At 44.0% G+C, this 21,225-nt stretch carries 26 protein-coding genes and 1 pseudogene; 15 read left to right on the forward strand and 12 right to left on the reverse strand.

Annotated features, from left to right (window positions below; translation table 11 throughout):
- Positions 1–16 precede the first annotated feature (16 nt).
- From ABLT31_RS17675 to ABLT31_RS17690, 4 genes are all read right to left on the reverse strand, one after another.
- The gene (locus ABLT31_RS17675) at positions 17–295 is read right to left on the reverse strand and encodes a 2-dehydropantoate 2-reductase N-terminal domain-containing protein (protein ID WP_367753979.1); all 279 of its coding nucleotides are present in this window, start codon (positions 293–295) and stop codon (positions 17–19) included.
- 85 nt (positions 296–380) lie between these two features.
- Positions 381–950, reverse strand: coding sequence for a manganese catalase family protein (locus ABLT31_RS17680; RefSeq protein WP_367753981.1), 570 nt, complete (start codon positions 948–950; stop codon positions 381–383).
- A gap of 21 nt (positions 951–971) precedes the next feature.
- Positions 972–1,253 (reverse strand): spore coat protein CotJB, encoded by a 282-nt coding sequence (locus ABLT31_RS17685; protein ID WP_367753983.1) that lies wholly within the window; start codon positions 1,251–1,253, stop codon positions 972–974.
- On the reverse strand, positions 1,250–1,486 hold the full coding sequence (locus ABLT31_RS17690; protein ID WP_367753985.1) for a spore coat associated protein CotJA: 237 nt from the start codon (positions 1,484–1,486) through the stop codon (positions 1,250–1,252). The genes ABLT31_RS17685 and ABLT31_RS17690 overlap by 4 nt, the downstream gene beginning before the upstream one ends.
- Positions 1,487–1,964: 478 nt before the next feature.
- Here ABLT31_RS17690 and ABLT31_RS17695 point away from each other — a divergent pair, with 478 nt between their 5' ends.
- The 4 genes from ABLT31_RS17695 to ABLT31_RS17710 are packed head-to-tail and all read left to right on the forward strand — an operon-like array spanning position 1,965 to position 5,384.
- On the forward strand, positions 1,965–3,677 hold the full coding sequence (locus ABLT31_RS17695; protein ID WP_367753987.1) for an aldehyde ferredoxin oxidoreductase C-terminal domain-containing protein: 1,713 nt from the start codon (positions 1,965–1,967) through the stop codon (positions 3,675–3,677).
- Positions 3,677–3,895 (forward strand): MoaD/ThiS family protein, encoded by a 219-nt coding sequence (locus tag ABLT31_RS17700; RefSeq protein WP_367753989.1) that lies wholly within the window; start codon positions 3,677–3,679, stop codon positions 3,893–3,895. Before ABLT31_RS17695 ends, ABLT31_RS17700 begins: the two co-directional genes overlap by 1 nt.
- Positions 3,896–3,944: 49 nt before the next feature.
- The gene (gene trpB, locus ABLT31_RS17705; RefSeq protein ID WP_367753991.1) at positions 3,945–5,105 is read left to right on the forward strand and encodes a tryptophan synthase subunit beta; all 1,161 of its coding nucleotides are present in this window, start codon (positions 3,945–3,947) and stop codon (positions 5,103–5,105) included.
- Between the two features lie 15 nt (positions 5,106–5,120).
- Entirely contained in the window at positions 5,121–5,384 is a 264-nt protein-coding gene (locus ABLT31_RS17710) for a YciI family protein (protein ID WP_367753993.1), read from the forward strand.
- Between the two features lie 173 nt (positions 5,385–5,557).
- Here the strand turns inward: ABLT31_RS17710 and ABLT31_RS17715 are convergent, their stop codons facing one another.
- Entirely contained in the window at positions 5,558–5,785 is a 228-nt protein-coding gene (locus tag ABLT31_RS17715; RefSeq protein ID WP_367753995.1) for a hypothetical protein, read from the reverse strand.
- A gap of 245 nt (positions 5,786–6,030) precedes the next feature.
- On the opposite strand from ABLT31_RS17715, the gene ABLT31_RS17720 reads away from it, so the two are divergent.
- Complete coding sequence (locus ABLT31_RS17720; protein ID WP_367753997.1) at positions 6,031–8,286, forward strand: exo-beta-N-acetylmuramidase NamZ domain-containing protein; 2,256 nt, start codon at positions 6,031–6,033, stop codon at positions 8,284–8,286.
- 57 nt (positions 8,287–8,343) lie between these two features.
- On the opposite strand, the gene ABLT31_RS39025 is transcribed toward ABLT31_RS17720, so the two are convergent.
- Together ABLT31_RS39025 and ABLT31_RS17725 are read right to left on the reverse strand one after the other, a co-directional pair.
- Positions 8,344–8,571, reverse strand: coding sequence for a hypothetical protein (locus tag ABLT31_RS39025; RefSeq protein ID WP_462976511.1), 228 nt, complete (start codon positions 8,569–8,571; stop codon positions 8,344–8,346).
- 59 nt (positions 8,572–8,630) lie between these two features.
- A pseudogene (locus tag ABLT31_RS17725) lies at positions 8,631–9,215 on the reverse strand (glutamate synthase-related protein); the annotation flags it as partial.
- Positions 9,216–9,457: 242 nt separating this feature from the next.
- On the opposite strand from ABLT31_RS17725, the gene ABLT31_RS17730 reads away from it, so the two are divergent.
- The 7 genes from ABLT31_RS17730 to ABLT31_RS17760 all read left to right on the forward strand — a co-directional run bounded on the left by ABLT31_RS17730 (position 9,458) and on the right by ABLT31_RS17760 (position 14,646).
- Positions 9,458–10,822, forward strand: a complete 1,365-nt coding sequence (locus ABLT31_RS17730) for an FAD-binding oxidoreductase (RefSeq protein ID WP_367754461.1) — start codon at positions 9,458–9,460, stop codon at positions 10,820–10,822.
- Complete coding sequence (locus tag ABLT31_RS17735; RefSeq protein WP_367753999.1) at positions 10,819–11,313, forward strand: phosphatase PAP2 family protein; 495 nt, start codon at positions 10,819–10,821, stop codon at positions 11,311–11,313. The genes ABLT31_RS17730 and ABLT31_RS17735 overlap by 4 nt, the downstream gene beginning before the upstream one ends.
- Before the next feature lie 59 nt (positions 11,314–11,372).
- Positions 11,373–11,600, forward strand: a complete 228-nt coding sequence (locus tag ABLT31_RS17740; protein ID WP_367754001.1) for a YneF family protein — start codon at positions 11,373–11,375, stop codon at positions 11,598–11,600.
- A gap of 76 nt (positions 11,601–11,676) precedes the next feature.
- Entirely contained in the window at positions 11,677–11,967 is a 291-nt protein-coding gene (locus tag ABLT31_RS17745) for a hypothetical protein (protein WP_367754003.1), read from the forward strand.
- Between the two features lies 1 nt (position 11,968).
- Positions 11,969–13,021, forward strand: coding sequence for an A/G-specific adenine glycosylase (gene mutY / locus ABLT31_RS17750; protein WP_367754005.1), 1,053 nt, complete (start codon positions 11,969–11,971; stop codon positions 13,019–13,021).
- Between the two features lie 50 nt (positions 13,022–13,071).
- On the forward strand, positions 13,072–13,836 hold the full coding sequence (locus tag ABLT31_RS17755; protein WP_367754007.1) for a PAS domain-containing protein: 765 nt from the start codon (positions 13,072–13,074) through the stop codon (positions 13,834–13,836).
- A 183-nt stretch (positions 13,837–14,019) separates the two neighbouring features.
- Positions 14,020–14,646: a YitT family protein gene (locus tag ABLT31_RS17760; RefSeq protein ID WP_367754009.1), complete on the forward strand. Its 627-nt coding sequence runs from the start codon at positions 14,020–14,022 to the stop codon at positions 14,644–14,646.
- Positions 14,647–14,692: 46 nt separating this feature from the next.
- On the opposite strand, the gene ABLT31_RS17765 is transcribed toward ABLT31_RS17760, so the two are convergent.
- Entirely contained in the window at positions 14,693–15,307 is a 615-nt protein-coding gene (locus ABLT31_RS17765) for a superoxide dismutase (RefSeq protein WP_367754011.1), read from the reverse strand.
- A 94-nt stretch (positions 15,308–15,401) separates the two neighbouring features.
- Positions 15,402–15,596 (reverse strand): hypothetical protein, encoded by a 195-nt coding sequence (locus ABLT31_RS17770; protein WP_367754013.1) that lies wholly within the window; start codon positions 15,594–15,596, stop codon positions 15,402–15,404.
- A gap of 125 nt (positions 15,597–15,721) precedes the next feature.
- On the opposite strand from ABLT31_RS17770, the gene fabL reads away from it, so the two are divergent.
- Positions 15,722–16,477 carry an enoyl-[acyl-carrier-protein] reductase FabL gene (gene fabL / locus ABLT31_RS17775; RefSeq protein WP_367754015.1) on the forward strand — a complete coding sequence of 252 codons (756 nt, stop codon included), beginning with the start codon at positions 15,722–15,724 and terminating at the stop codon, positions 16,475–16,477.
- 55 nt (positions 16,478–16,532) lie between these two features.
- Here the strand turns inward: fabL and ABLT31_RS17780 are convergent, their stop codons facing one another.
- A complete protein-coding gene (locus ABLT31_RS17780) occupies positions 16,533–17,012 on the reverse strand; it encodes a RidA family protein (RefSeq protein ID WP_367754017.1) in 480 nt (159 codons plus the stop codon).
- A 252-nt stretch (positions 17,013–17,264) separates the two neighbouring features.
- Between ABLT31_RS17780 and ABLT31_RS17785 the strand changes: the two genes are divergently transcribed.
- On the forward strand, positions 17,265–17,816 hold the full coding sequence (locus tag ABLT31_RS17785; protein ID WP_367754019.1) for a hypothetical protein: 552 nt from the start codon (positions 17,265–17,267) through the stop codon (positions 17,814–17,816).
- Between the two features lie 4 nt (positions 17,817–17,820).
- On the opposite strand, the gene nadX is transcribed toward ABLT31_RS17785, so the two are convergent.
- Both nadX and ABLT31_RS17795 read right to left on the reverse strand, forming a co-directional pair.
- Positions 17,821–18,624 carry an aspartate dehydrogenase gene (gene nadX / locus ABLT31_RS17790; protein WP_367754021.1) on the reverse strand — a complete coding sequence of 268 codons (804 nt, stop codon included), beginning with the start codon at positions 18,622–18,624 and terminating at the stop codon, positions 17,821–17,823.
- Positions 18,625–18,698: 74 nt separating this feature from the next.
- Positions 18,699–20,114, reverse strand: a complete 1,416-nt coding sequence (locus ABLT31_RS17795; RefSeq protein ID WP_367754023.1) for a hypothetical protein — start codon at positions 20,112–20,114, stop codon at positions 18,699–18,701.
- Between the two features lie 237 nt (positions 20,115–20,351).
- On the opposite strand from ABLT31_RS17795, the gene ABLT31_RS17800 reads away from it, so the two are divergent.
- Positions 20,352–21,101: a creatininase family protein gene (locus ABLT31_RS17800; protein ID WP_367754025.1), complete on the forward strand. Its 750-nt coding sequence runs from the start codon at positions 20,352–20,354 to the stop codon at positions 21,099–21,101.
- Positions 21,102–21,225: the final 124 nt, after the last annotated feature.

Consider the following 21,225-nt stretch of genomic DNA (forward strand, 5'->3'; position numbering starts at 1 on the left):
CTGGGCACTTTTTTCATTAGATTGATATCAGGTTACTTTCGAAATTCGGGTTTAAGTCTTGTATCGCCTGTTCTAAGTGATAGGCTTTGGTTGAAAGTAAGACTAAATCAAAAGGCTCCGCAAACTCTCCTGATACAATGCTTTTAATCTTTAGCTCCATATCGCCATGAAGGCTGCGGACAGATAAATGATCGGACTTCCTTCGGACAAGAAAGGTTACATCGGCTCCGGCTTCTTGCAGTCGACCTCCGAAGTATCCTCCCACGGCTCCTTTTCCAACGACTAATATTCGCATGTTTATCCTCCCATATTTTGTATTATTCTTATCATAACATAGCTCACAAAAAAACGCCCTGCCATAATGGCAAGGCGTCTGATATCTAGAATACTTTTTTCTGCTGCCGCTCTGCTTTTAAGATTTCGACGGCTTCACGGAATCGCTGGGAATGGACAATCTCTCGCTCGCGAAGAAAGCTTAGGCTGTCTTTAAGATCGACGTCATCCGTCAAATCAATGAGCCATTGGTAAGTTGCGCGAGCCTTTTCCTCGGCGGCAATATCTTCATACAAGTCGGCAATCGGATCGCCCTTCGCTTGTATGTAAGTAGCTGTCCAGGGAACACCCCCGGCATTATGATAAAAAAGGGCCTTGTCATGATTCGCATAGTGTTCCCCTAATCCGGCAGCCTTCAATTGTTCGGGGGTGGCGTCTTTCGTCAATTTATAGACCATCGTTGCGATCATTTCCAGATGAGCAAACTCCTCTGTACCAATATCGTTCAATAACCCAATGACTTTATCCGGTACAGTATAGCGTTGGTTCAAATAGCGCAAGGCAGCGGCTAATTCACCATCTGCACCGCCGTATTGCTCAATGAGAAACTTAGCCATCCGCGGGTCGCACTTACTGACACGGACTGGATACTGCAACTTCTTTTCATAGATCCACATGGCTTCACCCTCCTTTGCGACTTAAACTTGCCAAGGCCATGGCGCAGAATCCCATGTCCAAGGATACGTAGAGTAGCTGTTTCCGAAATGATAAAGAGGTCCAAACATCGATTGGAATTTTGCTTTTATGGCCATGCTTTTTTGTACGCATTCATTATACTGGTTAATGGCTTTGTGATCCTGGGGATGGGTATCCAGGTAGAGCGTAAGCTCTACTAGGACAAAATCGATCGCTTGCATTTCGTAAAGAAGCTCATAATATTGTTTTTTTTGGTCTTCGGTCAGCTTTCTTTCCTCACTCATGAAGGATCCTCCTCACGTAATCCCATGTCTTTGTAAGGGTTCGTATAAGGGGCATATAGGGCAGGCCAAAGCGTCCCGTGCCGAAGTGCCTCGAATGGATTGAATTGGGGAAGGTTATAGGGCTGGAATCCCATATACAATTGCGGTGGCGTTTCATACGTTTTGACCTTTAATGGGGGGCAGGGGTCTAAAGGACTGCTATAGGGAAACCACTTTTTCCGTGTAGAATACATGGGCAATCCTCCTCGTTCTTCATTAGTAATCATCTTATTTTTAGGGACAACTTGTTTAGAACAAGAATTAGCAACACAAAAAAACACAGGGTTCTCTCCTGTGTTTGAACGTTTATTTTTTACTATACTGCAACCCTCTTAGCTCCTGTATTTGCAGATTAATAAGCCGTAATCTATGATTAATTTCCAACATTTGGGAGTAAGTGGTAGAAGGAAGCTTTTGCTTTTCGATTAATTCATCCTTTAAGGTTTGCAAATGAAAAATATGGCTGATTAGAGACATCATTTGTCCACTCCTTTCTCTCCAAACATGGATTGAATTGTAAATGTAATATTTCTTCTCTACATTATATCCGAGAGGGGGTTAAATTCTATGAATTATGTTAGATAATCTAACGCGGAAAAGCGAAGAGTGTTTTATTATGAAAAAATATAAATAATTGTAGTATGATGGAAGAGAAAAAAACAAAATGGAGAGGTGACGAAATTGAATATCCTAAGAATTAAAATGGGGAAGCTGGAATATCAGTATGAATCACTTGCGGATGAGCATCTATTGCTTGGTGGGAGAGCGCTAACGTCACAAATCGTCCATGATGAAGTACCCGGAACATGTCATCCATTAGGACCGAACAATAAGCTCGTGATTTCCAATGGAGTGCTTACAGGCTCTTTAGCATCCAGTGCGGAAAGAAGCTCTATGGGCGGGAAAAGCCCTCTGACTGGCGGCATTAAGGAGAGTAATGCAGGGGGAACCGCCGGTCTACAGATGGGAAGATTAGGACTCAGAGCGATTATTTTTGAAGGGATACGAGATGACTTTCAAGTGGTTTACATCAACAAGGACGGTGTACGTTTTGATTCGGCAAAAGAGCTATTGGGCAAGCCGTTAAGCGAAGCTGCCTCTTACCTGTATGAGAAATATGGAAAGCATATCGGATTTTATATGATCGGTGTTTCGGGTGAAATGAAAATGCTTACAGCAGCGATTGCCAATGGGGACAAGGACAAGAATCCTACGCGCTTTTATGGTCGGGGAGGATTAGGGGCCGTAGCTGGTTCGAAGGGGATCAAGGCCGTCATATTTGATGATAGCGGGATTTCTAGAAATAAGCCAAAAGATCCGGAAAAGTTTAAGCAGGCCCTACGGACTTATACGGAATGGCTTCGAGAATCTCCTGCGACCAGCAAGGTGTTTCCTGAGTTGGGAACAGCTGGGATGGTAAGAACGACAAACAAGCTGGGTGCATTGCCAACCCGTAATTTCTCGACAGGCAGCTTTGAAGGTCATGAGAATATCAGTGGAGAGAAGATGAGGGAAACCATATTAGAGAGGGGTGGAGAAGGGACGCCGACGCATGCCTGTATGCCGGGATGCGCTATTCGATGCTCGAATATCTATGTAGACACTGAAGGGAAAATGGTGACTTCCCCTATCGAATATGAAAATATCGGGCTCTTGGGTTCTAACTTAGGGATTGCGGATATGGACGCTGTAGTTGAATTGAACCGTCTGTGCAATGAATACGCCGTAGATACGATTGAAACGGGAGCGGCACTTGGTGTAGCGATGGAAGCGGGGCTGCTTTCCTTTGGCGATCACGAAGGTGCAGCTCGTTTGTTGGAGGAAGTCGGCAAAGGAACTCCGCTTGGCCGGATCATTGGCGGAGGAGCAGAATTAGTCGGTAAAGTGTATGGGGTCCGAAAGGTTCCAGTTGTTAAAGGACAAGCTATGCCAGCTTATGACCCTAGAGCGATCAAGGGACTAGGGGTTACTTATGCTACATCCCCGCAAGGAGCCGACCATACTGCTGGACAGACCATACGAGCGCAGGTTAACCATGCTGAAGCTGAAGGACAGGTGAAGGCATCGAAAGGAGCCCAGGTCGTCAATACGATCTATGATGTGTTGGGGCTGTGTTATTTTGGGGCATCGGCTGTAGCCGGACGATATGAAGTCCTTGCAGATCTAGTGACTGGATATACAGGAGTGCCTACAACAGCAGAAGATATTGTGGAGTTGGCAAAGAATACGATTCGCAAAGAGCATGCTTTTAATCGTTCAGCCGGCTTTTCCAAGGCACACGATCGACTCCCAGAACATTTCTACCTGGATGAAAACCCGGCCAGCAAGACAAAATTTGATGTGCCCGATGAAGAACTGGATACGATAGGCGTGGAAGGATATTAATGAAGGTTAAAGTAGTTTCAAACATTATAGGCAAGACGGAGTTGACGGGGGAGTATGAATTAGCCGGTCCTCAGAGAATTTCCGCCTTCATGGAAACTCTTGGCGTGGCTTGGGATCATGAAGCTCTCGTTGTCGTTAATAATCATATTATCAATGAAGATTATCTAGTGCAGGATCAGGATGAAATCCATCTGCTTATTCCTATTTTTGGTGGATAGATGGTATAATGAAGACAATTTTGAATAGAAGAGTTGAGGAGGCTTTGAGATGAGCATCGCAGAAGAAAAAGGATACTTCGGGCAATTTGGAGGTAGCTTTATTCCGCCTGAATTGCAGGAAGTGATGGACTACTTGGCTGACCAATTCAATAAGTATAAGGATGACTCGGAATTTAATGAGGAGTTCAAATATTATCTTCGGGAATATGTGGGAAGAGAAAATCCTTTGACCTTTGCCAAGCATCTCACTGAGAAGCTTGGCGGAGCGAAGATCTATTTGAAACGCGAAGATTTAAATCATACCGGCTCTCACAAAATCAACAATGTGCTGGGGCAGATTCTGCTTGCCAAGCGCATGGGTGCCAAGCGGATTATTGCTGAAACAGGTGCGGGTCAGCACGGAGTGGCCACAGCGACCGTTTGTGCCATGTTTGGTATGGACTGCGTAATTTATATGGGCGCAGAAGATACTAGAAGACAAGCCTTGAACGTATTCCGGATGGAGCTATTGGGAGCGAAAGTGGTTGCTGTCGATAAGGGACAAGGGCGTCTTAAGGACGCTGTAGACGAGGCGCTCGGCGATCTCGTCCAGAACTACAAAAATACGTTTTACTTGTTAGGTTCTGCGGTAGGCCCTCATCCATTCCCTACCATGGTAAAGCACTTCCAGTCGATTATCAGTGAAGAATCCAAACGGCAGATTTTGGAGAAGGAAGGCCGCTTGCCGGATGCGGTTATTGCTAGCGTCGGCGGGGGAAGCAATGCCATTGGATCGTTTGCCCATTACATTGAAGAGCCAAGCGTCCGGTTGATTGGCGTTGAGCCCGATCAAGCTCCAACCTTGACAGAGGGGGTTCCTGCGGTTATCCATGGCTTCAAGTGCTTGGTGTTACTGGATGAACAAGGAAATCCTAAACCAACGTATTCTATTGCAGCAGGGTTGGATTATCCCGGTATCGGGCCAGAACACAGCCACCTGAAGGAATCGGGCCGGGCGGAATACTACACGGTAAGTAACGAAGAGGTCCTTGAAGCTTTCCAGGTTCTGTCTAAAACAGAGGGAATCATTCCTGCTTTGGAAAGTGCCCATGCGGTCGCTCATGCGCTTAAGCTGGCGCCTGCCATGTCCAAGGATCAAATTATCATCGTAAATATCTCCGGTCGCGGAGACAAGGATGTTGAACAAGTCTTTCATATGTTAAATAAATAAGGGGAGTAAAACAACATGGCTTATTTCGCAGCAATTCTTTATATGCAAGATGCAGAAAAAAATCAGGAGTTTCGTCCGCAACACTTAGAGTATCTTGAAGAACTAGAGAAGCAGGGGAAGGTCAACGCAAAAGGTCCTTTTGTCGATGGAGCTGGCGGCTTAGTCATTTACTCTGCCGATTCGTTAGAAGAAGCGAAAGAGCTGGCAGAAAACGATCCATACGTAGTAAAAGGAGCTCGCCGTCTAGAGCTTCATGAATGGAAAATGACGACAGCGTAAGACTAGAAAACTTGGATGACACCATGCTTTAGTCTGCGTCTACAAGTTTTCCTCGTGCTGTCCTAATAATATTACGCAGTTATAATTCTGACAGTATGGAAAAAAGGGGCTGACCCAAGGGCACGTAAAAGTGGCCCTTAGGGCTCAGCCCCTTTTTATTGTTATTGGATGGGTTAGCGGTTCATCGTACGGGTTCTTTGGGTTATCTCTTCATCATCAAAAATCCAGTCATCGCGGTCTCCGCCAAAGATTCTACGGTCGTTATCCGTGGCTTCCCGATCATTTACGAACGGAGAATCACCGGTCCGGTTCATGTAGAAGGTTCTGTTGCGCCCTCCATCATATACGTCATCCACATCGTGGTAATTGACGTCATAGACATTACGGTTGTCGAGATTCATTGCGCGTGGGTCATTGAGATTATTAGTCCCTGCCGTACCACATGCAGTCACCATGGCACTTAAAGCCATAACGGAAAACAAAGTAGCTATCTTTTTCATATAGCACCTCTTTCCCAGTATTGGTGGATTCCCATCCAAACCTATTGTTAGACTTTGCGTGGATTTTTATTTATGGAAAAAAAGAGAAACTATCGCTTCGCTTAACACGTCTAACTAAGTAGACTAGAAATGGAAGAGGGGAAATGATGGGAATTACTCTACGCGGTTTAGTGGCCATATTGATCTTCCTTTTTGGATTTCAGCTAGATGCTAAGGCAGAAACAGAAACCAAACTGAGGCTAGGAAATGATCTGCTGTTAGAAAAATACTCTCATTTGATTGACGGGAAAAGAGTCGGCCTAATTACCAATCAAACGGGTGTAAACAGTGAGGGCAAGCGAATGATAGATGTGTTGCATGAATATCCCTCCGCTGAACTTGCAGCGATTTATGCCCCGGAACATGGCGTGGATGGTAAAGCGAAAGCCGGAGAATATGTAGAATCCTATATTGACCCGACTTTATCCTTACCCGTGTTTAGCTTGTACGGCAAGACGCGCATGCCGACGGATGACATGCTGGAAGGCATCGATGTGCTGCTCTTCGATATCCAAGACATTGGTGCGCGCACCTACACGTATATATCAACTTTGAATTATTCAATGATCGCGGCACAAAAGAAGAGAGTTCCTCTTGTTGTGCTAGATCGTCCGAATCCCTTGGGCGGGGAAATTGTAGATGGTCCGGTATTGGAGGATCCTTACAAGTCCTTTGTGGGAATTGATACGCTGCCAATGGCACATGGAATGACGGTGGGTGAGCTAGCTCAATTTTTCAATCGCTCGATAGGAACTGAACTGATCGTAGTTCCGATGGAAGGTTATTCTCGTACTATGCTGTTCCAGGATACAGGCTTGCCATGGATTCCGACTTCTCCTAATATACCCGATCTAAAATCTGTAATGGGTTATATGGCTACCGGTCTCGGAGAAGGAACGGGGATTGTCCAGAGGGATAAATTCAGCTGGATCGGCGGTAAAGGGGTACCTTCCAATCGTTATGCGGAGCTGCTTAACAGTGCAGGTCTGCCTGGTGTTCATTTTATACCAGAGGATATGGGGGACCAGGGTGGCGTAAGAATAGAAGTTACCGACCCGTATACCTTTAATCCGGCCAAGTCGGGAATCTATGCTTTGGCTTATGCCCAACAATTAACCCGATTTGAGGTGCCAACGAGTGGAAAAACAACCGTCATGTTCGATAAAATAATGGGCACAAATAAGATCGGGCAATATCTTAAGCAAGGGCTGTCTCCTCAGCAGATTGAGGCCAGTTATGCGCAAGCCCTGATAGATTTTAAAGAGGAACGCGAAAAGTACTTAATCTACCCAAGCGAACCTTCTGCTCCACAAGTACAAAAAGTCATTCTGGACGGAGGCGTGGTCAGGGACAAAAAGTCCTATGTACCTATCCAAACCGTCTTGACTCAGCTGGGCTATACCGTAGAATATGATCCAGCCAGTCGAAAGATCAGCGCCATAAAACCAGACAAAAAGGTTGTTTTTGATGAAAGCTATAACCCTATGCCTGTATGGGTGAATGGTGTCCTCATTCCTGCGGATATCGATCCTTTTATGGAAAAGGGCATTGCTTATATGCCTGCCCGTTTCGTTCCATGGCTGGAAAAAAGCAAGCAGCAAACCGTTGGAAATGTGGTTCAGATTACGACGGCGGATTTAGAAATCCAGGTTAAATTGCCGCGGCCTCCAGCCCCTCAGCCCAAGCCTAAAGCCATTAAACCGACTGCAGGCAAAGTCGCTTATCTGACCTTTGATGATGGTCCCTCGGGCTTAACTGGTCAAGTATTGGATATCCTGAAAGAGCATCAAGTCAAGGCAACTTTCTTTGTTATCGGTAAAAACATAAAAGGGCACGAACAACAATTGAAGAGGATGAATGCAGAAGGGCATGTGGTGGCAGGGCATACGTTTTCCCATAACTATAATAAAATCTACCATAATGTCGAAGGATTCTTTCAAGACCTTAATGAGGGAAACAAGACGATTGAGCGTGTGATAGGAGTGAAGCCCGCGTTCTTCCGGTTTCCTGGAGGCAGCAATAATAGTGTAAGCAAAAATGCCCAAGATCCTAATCTGTATGGGAAAAATCAATGGGTCATGAATGATATTGTTAAAGAGTCCATGAAACGAGGGCTTACTTACTTCGATTGGAATGTCAGTCTTGGAGATGCCTCACCAACGGGCTATACCCCGGAAAGTGCCCTTCAACGAGTAAAGGAAGGAGCGAAAAATAAAAAAGAAGTTGTGGTGTTGAGCCATGATACTGCAACGAAATTGAACACCGTGAAGGCATTGCCTAGCATCATCCAGCTTTTGAAGGATGAGGGCTTTACTTTTCGCACGCTCGATACCGGAGTAGAAGGATTCACCTTTTTGAAATAGATGCATTATTTTTAGAGATAAGGGAAGTTTTTCCCTTATCTTTCTTTATACCTCAAACTAACCCCTTGTGAAGAACAGTTTCTTCATCCATTTTTTCTTCCCCTGATCGGCAAGCTCTAGTTCAGCTGCCTGTGCCTCATAGGCAAGGGGTACTTTTGTGACTTTGCTCGTCATCTCGTCAAGAGCCACTAGGTCATCCTTTGTTACCTCATGAAGAGAAGTCTTGCCCAATGCGCGAATGGCAATCTCGATTTCCTCAACATAAGCGTTAAAGAAATTCTCCAAATGAGTAGCTGCTAAGTTTTCATCAAATTCCTCTGTTAAGCTGCCTGGATAAAATAACTGGACCAGGGACCTGAGCTATATTGCATAATGAGATATTTGCTTAGTTCGCGGTCTTCAGGCAAGAGGAGACCTTCCCCAGTATTTGTGGCTGTTCCAACGGCTGCGGTAGCTTTGGCTGCAGTGATTTTTAATTTTTCGGATACTCCAATCCCATATCCCCAGGCACCTAACATAATTGGAATATCTAACGTAAGAGGCTTTTTTGCTGCTGGACCAATGGTAATCTTTAGCTCCACGGGGGCTTCCTCATTTGCAGGCAGTACGGATAATTGTGCTGGAGAAAAAATAAGTCCGTCAAAGTGAAGAAATTTTCTTGGGCTGCCAAAAGGTCTCTCGATAACTTTTCCCGATGCTGCACGTAAGCTGTTTTCGACCACAGCGGTTGGGGGAGTCCTCGTAATCGCGCTGACCATTTCCCAGATGTTTTCCGGATAGCGATCAGACATGATTCGCTTCACGAATAATCCCATGAATAGCTGAATGAGCGGTCTCATAAATAAGAGTCCTACAATTCCTGTGAAAATAATAGCAAGCAAGGCGCCAGAAAAAGAACCGACAATAAAGGAAAACCAGCCTCCTTTCATGAATTATTCCCTGCCTAGTCATTATCATCCTTATTCTTCCACCCCTTCCTTAAAATTATCCTGACTAAAATCGGGATACACTAGTCTTGGAATAAATGTAAATCATTAAAAATAGGGGATGGGACGAAGAAAAGGTGGCGACGGATCGTGTTTTCTATATTGTGAATCTGCCCAATCCTCTGCGAAAGTGGTATGATAGAAAAAAAACTTCCACAAGTAAGCAGAAAGGTGCAGAAGGCAATATGAATATAGTAGAGGGATTAAGAAAGTTCTTGGCAGATGAACAAGTAACGGCCAATCCTACGGCCTTAGAACTACACAGCAAAGATGAATCGCTCCATCATCCGCACTTGCCGGACGTTGTGGCCTATCCGAAAAATGCCCAGGAGGTCAGCCAGATCCTTCAATATGCCAACGAGCATCCGATTCCTGTTGTCCCATTTGGGGTGGGCTCGAGCCTAGAAGGTGCGGTTATCCCCTATGAAGGGGGCATCTCAATGGATTTTCAACTCATGAACAGCATTATAGAGGTGCGTCCCTATGATTTTCTCGTTCGGGTGCAGCCAGGGGTTACCCGCAACCAGTTAAACAAGGAGCTTAAAAAGCACGGCTTATTTTTCACTGTCGATCCGGGTGCAGATGCGACATTAGGCGGAATGGCTGCAACTAATGCCAGTGGAACGACCTCGGTACGCTATGGCGTTATGCGGGACCAGGTTCGAGACCTGGAGGTGGTATTAGCTGACGGCAGAATTATTCATACGGGGGGAATGTCTGCTAAGTCTTCTTCCGGCTATCATCTAAATGGCTTGTTTGTAGGATCCGAGGGAACTTTGGGAGTATTTACAGAGCTTACCCTAAAGGTCTACGGAATCCCTGAAGTCATAATGGCAGCAAGAGCTGCTTTTCCTAGTGTGAAAGAAGCTGTCGATGCGGCGGTTTCGATTCTCTCGGCAGGTATTCCAGTTGCCCGTATCGAGCTCGTCGATGCGCGATCAATCCGTCAGGCAAACAAGCATAGCGGAACTGACTATCCGGAAAAGCCAACCTTATTTCTGGAGTTCCATGGAAACGATGCGGGACTTAAGCAGGATGCTGAATTTGCGGAACAGCTTGCGATGGAGCAGCGTTGTGAAGAGTTTAAGTTTGAAACGGACTCTCTAAGGAGGGCTCAGCTATGGGAGGCTCGGCATAATCTGGCCTATGCTTACATTCATGGCAATCCGGGAAAAAAGATGATGCTGACAGATGTGTGCGTCCCCTTGTCTGAGCTGACGGACGCCGTTACGCATGCCGGACAGCTGATTGATGAATCAGGGCTGGATGGCTGCGTCGTAGGGCATATCGGCGATGGGAATTTCCATACCTTGGTCATCATCGATGAAGCAGATTCTCAAGAGGTCGAACGCGCGGAAAAGGTCAATGCAGGGATCGTGGAGTTTGCCTTAAAGCGAGGAGGAACATGTACAGGGGAGCATGGTGTGGGGATTGGCAAGCGGAAATACCAACGGCAGGAGCACGGTGAGGCTGTGGACGTCATGAAGCAAATGAAGCTGGTCTTGGATCCGAATAATATCTTAAACCCCGGTAAGGTGCTGCCGGAATGAACACTCTAGCGGATTGGATCATGGTCGGCCTGAGTACAGCAGGCAATGGGGGCATGCTGTGGATTGGAGCAGGATTCATCCTTCTATTGAACAAATCCTGGAGACCAGCAGGCTGGTATTTGCTTTTAGGAATTTTCATTGCGGGGATAGCGCAGGAATTGTTGAAGAACCTATTTCAGGTTCCTCGTCCTGTATATGCTGATCCTTCGGTATTGCTGGTTGAAATGCCAACATCCTATTCTTTTCCTTCCGGACACACCTTAGTTGCTTTTAGCTCTGCAGGCATCCTTTATGCGCTAATGCCGCGAGTCGGGATATTCGCCTTGCTCTTAGCTTGTCTGATCGCTATTTCGCGAGTTTATTTAGGGGTTCATTTTGTTAGCGACGTTCTGGGAGGAATCGTATTCGGTCTAGGCATAACCGGACTGGTGCTATGGTTTCAGAGGAGGCTTTCCCAATCGAAAGCGAAATCTCTAAATCATATGTCTTAAACTTATGTTAGAATAATAAGCTAAGAAACTGGATTTTACTTTAGAAAGGGTCGAAAGACATGTGGAGTTATATTATCCCTATTCTTACACTTATTTTGGGCTTAGTAGGGGGCTTTTTCGGAGGCATCTACTATTTAAAGCACCAAATGACCAATATGCAGATGGACGAGAAGCAACTTATGGCAATGGCAAAGTCAATGGGAATGAACTTGAACCAAAAGCAAATTTCTCAGGCGTCCCGTGCGATGAAGAGCATGCAAAAAAATAAGAACTTTAAAATGAAGTAGGAAAAACAAGAAAGTGATGCTGCCTAAATAAGGGGTGTCACTTTTTGTATTTCTTCACTAGGCAGGAGGAAGGGCTATGTTTAAAATATTTATAGAGTATAAAATTAGTGAAAAGGGTATCCACGAGTACCTGAAAACAATGAAGGCCGTCCGAGAGCGAATGATAAACGAGCAAAGTGTCGTGAACTATCAGCATTTTGAGGGGACGGACCAGCCTTTGCTATTTGTCGAAATGTTCGATGTGGAGACCTTAGAGGAATATGAACGGCTTAAACACCTGCGTTGCGAGAAGGATCCCATGATTGCAGACTGGGTGCAGGGAGGCAAGGATAAAATTCATATGTGGGCATTTAAGGAGCTGGAGTAGAATGCTAGAAGGATTTAACATCACAGATTTTCAACACAACCTTCTTTATTGGTTCGAACGGAACTTAAGAGACCTTCCTTGGCGACAGGATCGGGATCCCTATAAGATTTGGGTTTCCGAAATTATGCTGCAGCAAACAAGGGTGGATACGGTGATTCCCTACTTTCAACGATTTTTGGAACGATTTCCGACTTTAGAGGACTTAGCCGAGGCTCATGAAGATGAAGTATTAAAGCTATGGGAAGGATTGGGCTACTATTCAAGGGCGAGGAATCTGCATGCTGGAGTTAGGGAAGTAAGCGCCGCTTACGGAGGAGTTGTCCCTGATTCTCCGGAAGAGATCAGTAAAATTAAAGGGGTCGGCCCGTATACCGCAGGAGCTATATTAAGCATTGCCTATGGCAAGCCTGAACCCGCCGTCGATGGCAATGTGATGCGAGTATTATCAAGATTGCTTCTAATCGAGGAAGACATTCAAAAAGTAAAGACGCGAAAGCGATTCGAAATGATTATTCGATCTTTGATTGCAAAGGAAAATCCCTCTTATTTTAACCAAGCCTTAATGGAGCTAGGGGCCCTCATCTGTACCCCAAAATCCCCCAAGTGTGATCAATGCCCAGTGAAAATGCACTGCAAGGCCCAAGTGGAAGGTTTACAAAGCCACTTGCCAGTCAAAGGTAAGGCCAAGCCTCCAAAGCCAGTTCAATTGACTGTAGCTTTTATTATGAAAGAGGATTTGTTTTTTATCCGCAAGCGTCCCGAACAAGGCTTATTAGCGGGCTTATGGGAGCTGCCTAGCCAAGAAGGGACACAGGAATTCCTAGAATACCACTTGAGAAATGAGCATGGTTTGGACGTTTCTGAAGGGGCCTATTTATTTCATCATCAGCATACCTTTTCCCACTTGCAGTGGCAGATGGAGATTTATTCCTATCGTTTTGAGAGTGATAGGGAGGGACAACAGGGGCGCTGGATTGGATGGGATGAGTTGGATCAGTATACCTTTCCTGTGTCCTACCAAAAAATATTAAATCAAATCAAAGAGTTCTCCTAATCAGTCAAGATAGAAGCTGTATAAGCCGGGTATGGGGGAGGTATGAAAAAATGCACGATGGCATTATCGGATCCGTAATGAACTTCGTATCCGACAGCATTATTATTATGGACAATAAAGGTATTTTGTCCTTCATTAATCCAGCGGCAAGAAATTTGTTTGGTTACGCAGGGGAAGGGATTATCGGCGAACATGTTTCTTTGCTGATCCCGGAGCTGTTCGGAGATTCATCCATAAATTCGAAGGCAAGTATTAGTGAAGTGGGAAAAAAATCAGTGGGCAAAAGGAAAAATGGGTCATTATTTCCGTTAACCATTACCGTTGTTGAATCCTCCGAAGGCGGAGACAGTTCTTTTATAGGGATTGTACGGGAGATCACTAAGCATGAAATCAGTGAGGTATGGCAGAAAAAGATCTTAAACGATACGATCTTTGAAATTTATATTTTCTCTTCCTTTCCATCGCAATTCTTATATATGAATCAGACAGCGATAAGGCAATTAGGATATAGTATGGAGGAAATGGCTAAGGTTTCCCCGATTGGATTATGGCCTAAGTTTTCAGAGGAAGATTTTCAATTCATGCTAGATTCAATTCTCTCTGGAGAAAAAGAGTTTGTTCGATTTGATACCAACCACAAGAGGAAGACGGGTTCTTATTACCCCGTGGATGTGAGGATCCAGCTTATTTCCGAAAAAGGGGAGGCACCTGTATTCATAGCAGTGGCTCAGGACAGCAGTCCGCGCAAGGAGGCTGAAGCCATACAGAGAAAGGCGGAAAGGGCACTGCTGTATTCTAATGTTATGATTGATTAGCAGATTTGGGAACCCTGTTGCGAGAGTAGCAGGGTTCTTTCTCCCACAACCAATCTGTACATGTACAAGCCCAATTTTTTTACTTTTTCAATGAATAAAAATACATTTTTATGTATTGACCGTTAGGTGGCATTGTTATAAGCTAGTGGGTGTGAGAATGGTTGGAGACGGAGGGAATGAAATATGGCTGATTGGATGAAACGCCTCTTTTTTATTGTCATGGGGCTTTTTTTAACTTCGTTGGGAATTAAGGTGCTTTCCGTTAGCCATTTGACATTTGGGGGAACAGCGGGAATTGCGAGTATTATTACTTTTGTTACGGAAAGCTCATGGGGGCTTTGGTTCTTTATCGTAAACTTGCCCTTCTTTATTATTTCATATCGAAAGCTAGGCAAGTGGTTCACCATTTCAAGTTTGTTATCCATCACAGGTATTTCAATTATTCGTGATGTATTGGATGTAATGGCTTTTCCAGAAGTAAATAATATGATTCTAGGATCTGCGGTGGCAGGGCTGCTAATCGGAATAGGCGTGACTTTTGTTTTAAACAATGGTTCATCGCTTGGAGGAATTCATATTCTTGCTTTGTATCTGGATGATCGAGTGAAGATTAATAGGGGAATTACTATTTTGCTTTGTGATTTGGCTATTGTTTTGTGTGCGGCAGCTTTAGTAGGATGGATCAATGCGATGATCTCTACTATTTCAATCTTTATAGCTAGTACGATTATTGGGCGTTATAAAAAGTCTCCAATTAAAGAATTGGTAGAAGAAGAAAAAGAGATATACGCGGTATCGTCTGGAACATAAAAAAGTCTTTCCGAGAAATCGGAAAGACTTTTTTTCTTTTATAAAATTAAGCGCGAGCAGCAGCGTAACGCTTGCTAACTTCATCCCAGTTTACAACGTTCCAGAAAGCTCCGATGTAATCAGGACGCTTGTTTTGATACTTTAGGTAGTATGCATGCTCCCATACATCCAAGCCAAGGATCGGAGTCTTGCCTTCCATAAGAGGGCTGTCTTGGTTAGGAGTGCTTGTAACAGCTAGGCTGCCATTGTCAACCACTAGCCATGCCCAACCGGAACCAAAGCGTGTAGTAGCAGCTTTAGCAAACTCTTCCTTGAAGCTATCGAAGCTTCCGAACGCATTGTTGATAGCGTCAGCTAATTCTCCAGCAGGTGCTCCGCCGCCATTTGGGCTGAGGATTTGCCAGAATAGAGAGTGGTTAGCATGTCCGCCGCCATTATTGCGTACGGCTGTACGAATGTTTTCAGGAATAGCATCCATGTTAGAAATCAATTCTTCGATGCTCTTGCTGGAAAGATCATCATGCCCTTCCAATGCAGCGTTTACGTTATTAACGTAAGTAGCGTGATGACGTCCATGGTGAATGTTCATTGTTTGCTCGTCGATATGTGGTTCTAGGGCATTTGCAGCATAAGGCAATGCAGGTAATTCATACTTAGCCATGTTAATTTCCTCCTCCATATGTATGGTCTTCCAAATTTTATTATAGTTAATTTCACAGACTAAATCAACAAAAAAGTATCAAAAGGGAAACCCTCTAGCTTGGCGGTAAGCCGCGCAATCCCCCTCGCCGTTCGATTTCATTAATGATCGTATGATGAAAGCTAACGCCTTCGGTATTTAAAAATCCGCCCATTTGAGCCATAACATGATGGTGGAAGGCAAGCTCATTCAGTGTCCATTCATTGATAGGAACATCCTCTAGTTGACCCATATGACGTTCTTGGTACATAAAGTCCCTCCTTTCCATTGCATCCTATAATAGGATGGTAATATTAAAGGATTTTCATTCAGAACAAATTGAAATATAATGAAAGGAAATAGTTAGCACCTAGTACTAAAAAGAGGAGTTTGGACATGTCATTTGAAGGTAAAGTAGCCCTTATAACCGGGGGATCAAGAGGTATCGGCAAAGAAATCGCCCATATGCTTGCCGATCAAGGCTGCCATCTTGTTATTAATTATTTGCGTAATCGCACTGCAGCGGCAGAAACCGCACGGGAACTAGAAGCCAAAGGGGTTAAAGTATTACTCGTAAAGGGGAACGTCGGGGATACAGAAAAAATAAAAGACATGTTTAAAGAGATTGATGAGCATTTTGGACGTTTGGACTACTTTGTGAGCAATGCAGCTTCTGGTGTGCTTCGTCCAATCATGGAGCTTGAGGAATCTCATTGGGACTGGACGATGAACATAAATAGCCGTGCGCTGCTGTTCTGCGCACAAGAAGCCGCGAAGCTAATGGAGAGGAATGGCGGAGGAAAGATCGTTAGCTTATCGAGCTTGGGTTCTATTCGAGCATTGGAAAATTATACGGCAGTCGGCGTATCAAAGGCGGCTGTGGAAGCCTTGACACGGTATTTGGCGGTTGAGCTGGCCCCTAAAAACATCGCAGTGAATGCTGTTTCCGGCGGGGCTGTGGATACGGATGCCCTAAAGCATTTCCCTAATCGTGAAGCGATCCTGAAAGAAGCAAAGGAAAAAACGCCGGCGGGACGTGTGGTCGAGCCTAGGGATCTGGCGAATACCGTAATGTTCCTTCTTTCTGATCAATCCAGTATGATTTGTGGCCAGACCATTATTGTTGATGGCGGGATTTCCCTAATCATGTAGGGGATAGGTTGAAAAAGAAGCTGAACCCTTAAGGAATCAGCTTCTTCACATCCAATTACGGCTTAACCTTAACAATCATTTCAACTTCCACAGCCGCTCCCCCAGGAAGAGACGAGACCCCTACGGCAGAGCGGGCATGGCAGCCGCGCTCACCAAATACTTCAACGAGCAAATCGGATGCTCCATTAATAACGGATGGCAAGTCATGGAAATCCCCGTCCGTATTAACAAATCCTACAATTTTTACAATACCCTCAATCCGATCAAGATCCCCAAGGGCTGTGTTTATTGTATTCAAATGATTGATTACACATTGTCTTGCTGCCAGATAACCTTCTTCTTTGCTGAATTCCTGCCCGACTTTCCCTTTGTAAAGGAGCTTGCCATTATCTTTGGGCGTCACTCCGCTTATATATAAAAAGGGCGGGGCGTAAACATAAGGCACATAGTTGCCGGAAGGTTTAGGTGCATTTGTCAGGACAATGTTTAATTCAGCCAATTTTTTGTCAATACTGTATTTTGTTAGCGATTCCATTTTAGTTCCTCCTCAAGAATATGTTTTTAATTTATACTGCCAGGATTAATAACTGCGTTATATTATCTGGCCAGCACGAGGAAAACTTGTCTAGCGTTAATTTTCCGAGATAGAATGTTAGATTTTGCATGTTTTGTAAACTTTATAGAGTTGGAAAATTCACGCAGGATAAAATAATAAAAATTTATCTTTCACCTTTTTAAGTTAATCCCATATAATAATAGAAAACATAAGAATGGTGGTGGAGTTAAATTGGATAAGCCTACTAATGTCAAGGGTGTCTGCAACAGATTTATTGGAACGTTTCGTGAAGAAGACTGGGAAACCATTGCAGAATTGGGTAAGTCGGTTAAAAAACTCCAGGTAAAGAAAATAGAAACGAAAAAGAATAAAGGCTTAGTCATTACATCGAGACACGGTGTCCTGAACCTTTATGCCCAAAAGGAGGGTTCCGGCATGGTAACCGGAAGCCTCTTCCTAATTGGGGATTCTGTTTCTGATATCGTGAAGCAGCCGATTTGGAAGGTCTTCCATACTGCAGCCCACTCTTTTAAATCTAATGCAGTGATTAACTTTTACCCAGCAGTTGAGGAAGCTATTGAATACAAGCGCGGCTTGATCAGCCGTGAGCCAGGTAGGGTAGATCCGAAGCTGGAACAAAAGATGGATGATTTCTTGGTACAGCTCAGGACCGATTACCTGCTAGCCCAACTGTATGAAGCTTTACGCAGTAAAAATGAGAATCGAATTGGCTGGATTAAGCAAGAATTGAGCTATCTTAACAGCACCCAAGGTGCAAGCTAATTTTTTATAGCCCTATCATCAAATTAGTGGATAAGTTTTTGAGCACTTTCGCGATACTCATAGCTACAATGTACCCTGTCTTTGGATTATTTGGAGACGGGGTATTTTGTATTTGCAAACGGATCTCTCCAAATTTTCCAGAAGCAGAAATCTCATGCACATTACGGTTGATCGTAGGATCTACATATACCTTTACTTTGGTTTGATCTAAGCCTAAGCCAGCCAAACTAAGAGCCGCAGAAACATTCACACTTTCCGGGAAGCGTCGGGAGGATTCTCTCGCGTTTCCTTCGAACACACAAATCGGTTCGGTTAATTCAGCCAGGTTCACCTGTTCCTCAACGGCAGTTCCATACCAGGCCTTAGGAGGCTTGCTTGTTTTTAGTGTAATTTCATCCAAGGGTCCTACTGCCCCCGCAGCAATCCGATCTAAACCGCCAACAGCAGCTGAAGGAACGATTAATTTTTTTCCTGATTCTTCGGCAGCTTTTAGAGTAGCATCCATTAAGCTTTGATCGTTAAATGCCCCTACGCTTGAAACGATGAAATCACTGCCGCTCCGTAAAGCCTTTTCTGCATAGAGCTGAACAGCGTGATGGCCAGCTCCCTCTACAACAATGTCTAAATCTTTCTTGAAAAATTCCTCCGCTTGATCGCAGAACAGCGAGGCAGGCAAATCTGACTCAACACGGCTGCAATCCCTAACCAGGATAGCAACTAATTCTACATTTCCTGCTTTTTTTTCTAAGATATATTGAGCGGTATCTTTTCCGATTGTTCCATAGCCAATAAGTCCAACCCGAAGCATAGTGACCTCCTTGTATTTGGTATACCATATCAGTTTGGAAATTGTATCAACTTCAAGCGATTTCGTCAATAGCTCTATGTCATCAGTAACGCTAAGGTGATCATCAGGAGAAATACAACCGTATAGCCCAAATTCCAACTGACGATTCGAAAGGGGGTAACCTTAACGATGGAGGCCATAATTCCTGATGTTGCATTAAATGGACCCATCAAAAAGGTGGATACGGCCCCTCCCAATAAAGCTAAAGCTAACTGTTCTGCCGTAATTCCCAGGGCCACAGGGTCCAGCGATTCGGCCAAGAGTCCGATAGCCAAGGCTGGATGGAATCCTAGGAAAGCCAGCAGCAACGGAATAAGGGGCAAAATGATCAGAAAGGCATTTGACCCTATCAGATGGTCCAGGCTTGTAACCGCCTGATTGATTGATTCATCAGAACCTGTGATTTGTAATGCAGCTACAAAAAAACCGGCAGTCAGGAAGATCGCAAACTGATCGCCCATTTTAGGCAAGTGGGTTTTAAAGTGAATCTTTGCTTCTTTAAAATAAGCATTCCCTTGTTTTACCATTACAGACCAAAAAAAAGAAAATGGGATGGTCAGAACGATAACTGTGGTAATAAGGCCGATTGGAAACAGATATTCCATGGCGCCGATCAAGATAATAAATAGCAAAACAGCAAGACTCATCTGTTTTAATTTATATTTTGGAATAGAATCATCCGAACTAAACGAAGCGGCGGCAATTTCCTCGTTTACGGGATAAAATTCATCTGTTTTCGCATGTTCAAACTTCTTATGAGATAACTTGTATAATCCCCAATTTAAAAGCAGACCCACTATACTAAGCGTTAATAATACAGGAAGCATAGAAATCCAGCTTACATGGGTCAAATCAAAAACAACACCAACGATGGGAGCGATGGGGGTCCATAAAATCGGTATGGAAAAACCCTGGGTAATCCCCATAGATACGAAGCGATTCGCATTTTTGATTGGGAATTGCTCTACCGCTTTTTTCACGCTGTAGTACATCATCGGGAGTGTGGCAAGGTTCATAAAACAGCTGAGAAAGAAAGAATAGAAGGAAATGGTTCGGTATAGCTGTGATGGACTTTTTATCTTGCTTTCCAGGGTGTGCCGGATCGTTTCACTATAGCCCCCAATCCGAATGGGTACTGCAATAAGCGGAATAATAGCGAATAAGGCTAAAAGATTGAACATCCCTCCAAAGGAAGTGACATAGGTGGAAGGCGAAACCTTTCCCTGCCAAAGCACATAAAGGCCGATACCTAAAAATATAGCCGATAAAGTGCTGGCAATTTTCCCTGAACGCGGAAGCGAGATCATAATACTTATGATTGCAGCAATAGAAAGTAATGTGGAAAGCTGTTCGATGCCCAATACAGTCGATAATATAAAGACGCCGATAGATATCGAATAGATAATAGTCCGAATAAGACTAAGAGTATCTTTCCCGGTTTTAGGATCCATAGAAGCACCTCCTTTTAAGGAATATAGTATTTTGTATACCAAATTTCCTCTATAGTAGCATGGGATTGCAAGTTAGACAACATAAAGACAGAAGATTTATTCGCAGGTATCCAAATAAGTAGGGTTTACATTATCTTCTATTAATAATTTTCCAAAAAAAGATATGTGCATTTTCAACTTGTTTATGTTAGATTATATGGTATACAATATTCAATAAATCAAAAGGGGGGTGTAATAGTGAAATCTTATCGTTTAACTGAAATGACCTGGCCAGAGGTTCAAGAGGCGCTAAAAACAGTAAAGCTTGCCATCATTCCTGTTGGAGCTCATGAACAGCATGGACCTCATATGAATGAAAGCTGCGACGCTGTTCTGGCAACGGAGATTTCCAATCGCTTAGCAGAAAGGCTTTATCCGCATGTACTCGTAACACCGACGGTTAATATGGGGGTCTCGATCCACCACATTAATTTTCCTGGGACGATTACATTAAAGCCCGAGACATTAATCAGTATCCTCAGAGACATGGTTTGGTCTCTAAAAAAACACGGAATCGAGAAGTTCCTCTTCCTAAACTCACACGGCGGGAATCAATCCACATTAAGCGTGGCCTGTACAACCTTGACCCATGAATTAGAGGTTGGAATCTTCTACGCAAAATCTACTGCATCTGCGAAAAACGCATTAAAAGAACATGTGACGTCTACTCTTTTTGGACACAGCTGCGAACGTGAAGTTTCAGAAGCCCTTTACTTAGCTCCACAACTTGTCCGCAACGATAAGCTGGAAAAGGGAGATATAGTAGAAGGAAAATGGAGAAACCTGCGTCCGGGGAACCCATTGCAAGGTACTTATCAGTATGAGGAAATGACAGCTAATGGATGTATCGGAGACGCAACAAAAGCGAGCTATGAAATTGGACAAAAAGTAGTAGAAGAAGCTCTGGATGGCTTGGAAACATCGATCCGCAAAATGCTTGAACTATAAGAGTGTTAGTAATTACCACTAGCTACAAGTGTTATTAGAAAGTAGAATAAAGAAATGGAAAAGCGCTTTCATCCTTTTATTTTTTCATCTGTATTATCTGACGATTTGTAAGGTTGTTTATCTC

Source organism: Ammoniphilus soli, from assembly GCF_040813775.1.

What these genes read in the sequence shown, in the direction of transcription:
- ABLT31_RS17675 (WP_367753979.1), bottom strand. Translation starts at nt 295, where the DNA reads ATGCGAATATTAGTCGTTGGAAAAGGAGCCGTGGGAGGATACTTCGGA.
- ABLT31_RS17680 (WP_367753981.1), bottom strand. Translation starts at nt 950, where the DNA reads ATGTGGATCTATGAAAAGAAGTTGCAGTATCCAGTCCGTGTCAGTAAG.
- ABLT31_RS17685 (WP_367753983.1), bottom strand. Translation starts at nt 1,253, where the DNA reads ATGAGTGAGGAAAGAAAGCTGACCGAAGACCAAAAAAAACAATATTAT.
- ABLT31_RS17690 (WP_367753985.1), bottom strand. Translation starts at nt 1,486, where the DNA reads ATGTATTCTACACGGAAAAAGTGGTTTCCCTATAGCAGTCCTTTAGAC.
- ABLT31_RS17700 (WP_367753989.1), top strand. Translation starts at nt 3,677, where the DNA reads ATGAAGGTTAAAGTAGTTTCAAACATTATAGGCAAGACGGAGTTGACG.
- trpB (WP_367753991.1), top strand. Translation starts at nt 3,945, where the DNA reads ATGAGCATCGCAGAAGAAAAAGGATACTTCGGGCAATTTGGAGGTAGC.
- ABLT31_RS17710 (WP_367753993.1), top strand. Translation starts at nt 5,121, where the DNA reads ATGGCTTATTTCGCAGCAATTCTTTATATGCAAGATGCAGAAAAAAAT.
- ABLT31_RS17715 (WP_367753995.1), bottom strand. Translation starts at nt 5,785, where the DNA reads ATGAATCTCGACAACCGTAATGTCTATGACGTCAATTACCACGATGTG.
- ABLT31_RS17720 (WP_367753997.1), top strand. Translation starts at nt 6,031, where the DNA reads ATGGGAATTACTCTACGCGGTTTAGTGGCCATATTGATCTTCCTTTTT.
- ABLT31_RS17730 (WP_367754461.1), top strand. Translation starts at nt 9,458, where the DNA reads ATGAATATAGTAGAGGGATTAAGAAAGTTCTTGGCAGATGAACAAGTA.
- ABLT31_RS17735 (WP_367753999.1), top strand. Translation starts at nt 10,819, where the DNA reads ATGAACACTCTAGCGGATTGGATCATGGTCGGCCTGAGTACAGCAGGC.
- ABLT31_RS17740 (WP_367754001.1), top strand. Translation starts at nt 11,373, where the DNA reads ATGTGGAGTTATATTATCCCTATTCTTACACTTATTTTGGGCTTAGTA.
- ABLT31_RS17745 (WP_367754003.1), top strand. Translation starts at nt 11,677, where the DNA reads ATGTTTAAAATATTTATAGAGTATAAAATTAGTGAAAAGGGTATCCAC.
- mutY (WP_367754005.1), top strand. Translation starts at nt 11,969, where the DNA reads ATGCTAGAAGGATTTAACATCACAGATTTTCAACACAACCTTCTTTAT.
- ABLT31_RS17755 (WP_367754007.1), top strand. Translation starts at nt 13,072, where the DNA reads ATGCACGATGGCATTATCGGATCCGTAATGAACTTCGTATCCGACAGC.
- ABLT31_RS17760 (WP_367754009.1), top strand. Translation starts at nt 14,020, where the DNA reads ATGGCTGATTGGATGAAACGCCTCTTTTTTATTGTCATGGGGCTTTTT.
- ABLT31_RS17765 (WP_367754011.1), bottom strand. Translation starts at nt 15,307, where the DNA reads ATGGCTAAGTATGAATTACCTGCATTGCCTTATGCTGCAAATGCCCTA.
- ABLT31_RS17770 (WP_367754013.1), bottom strand. Translation starts at nt 15,596, where the DNA reads ATGTACCAAGAACGTCATATGGGTCAACTAGAGGATGTTCCTATCAAT.
- fabL (WP_367754015.1), top strand. Translation starts at nt 15,722, where the DNA reads ATGTCATTTGAAGGTAAAGTAGCCCTTATAACCGGGGGATCAAGAGGT.
- ABLT31_RS17780 (WP_367754017.1), bottom strand. Translation starts at nt 17,012, where the DNA reads ATGGAATCGCTAACAAAATACAGTATTGACAAAAAATTGGCTGAATTA.
- nadX (WP_367754021.1), bottom strand. Translation starts at nt 18,624, where the DNA reads ATGCTTCGGGTTGGACTTATTGGCTATGGAACAATCGGAAAAGATACC.
- ABLT31_RS17795 (WP_367754023.1), bottom strand. Translation starts at nt 20,114, where the DNA reads ATGGATCCTAAAACCGGGAAAGATACTCTTAGTCTTATTCGGACTATT.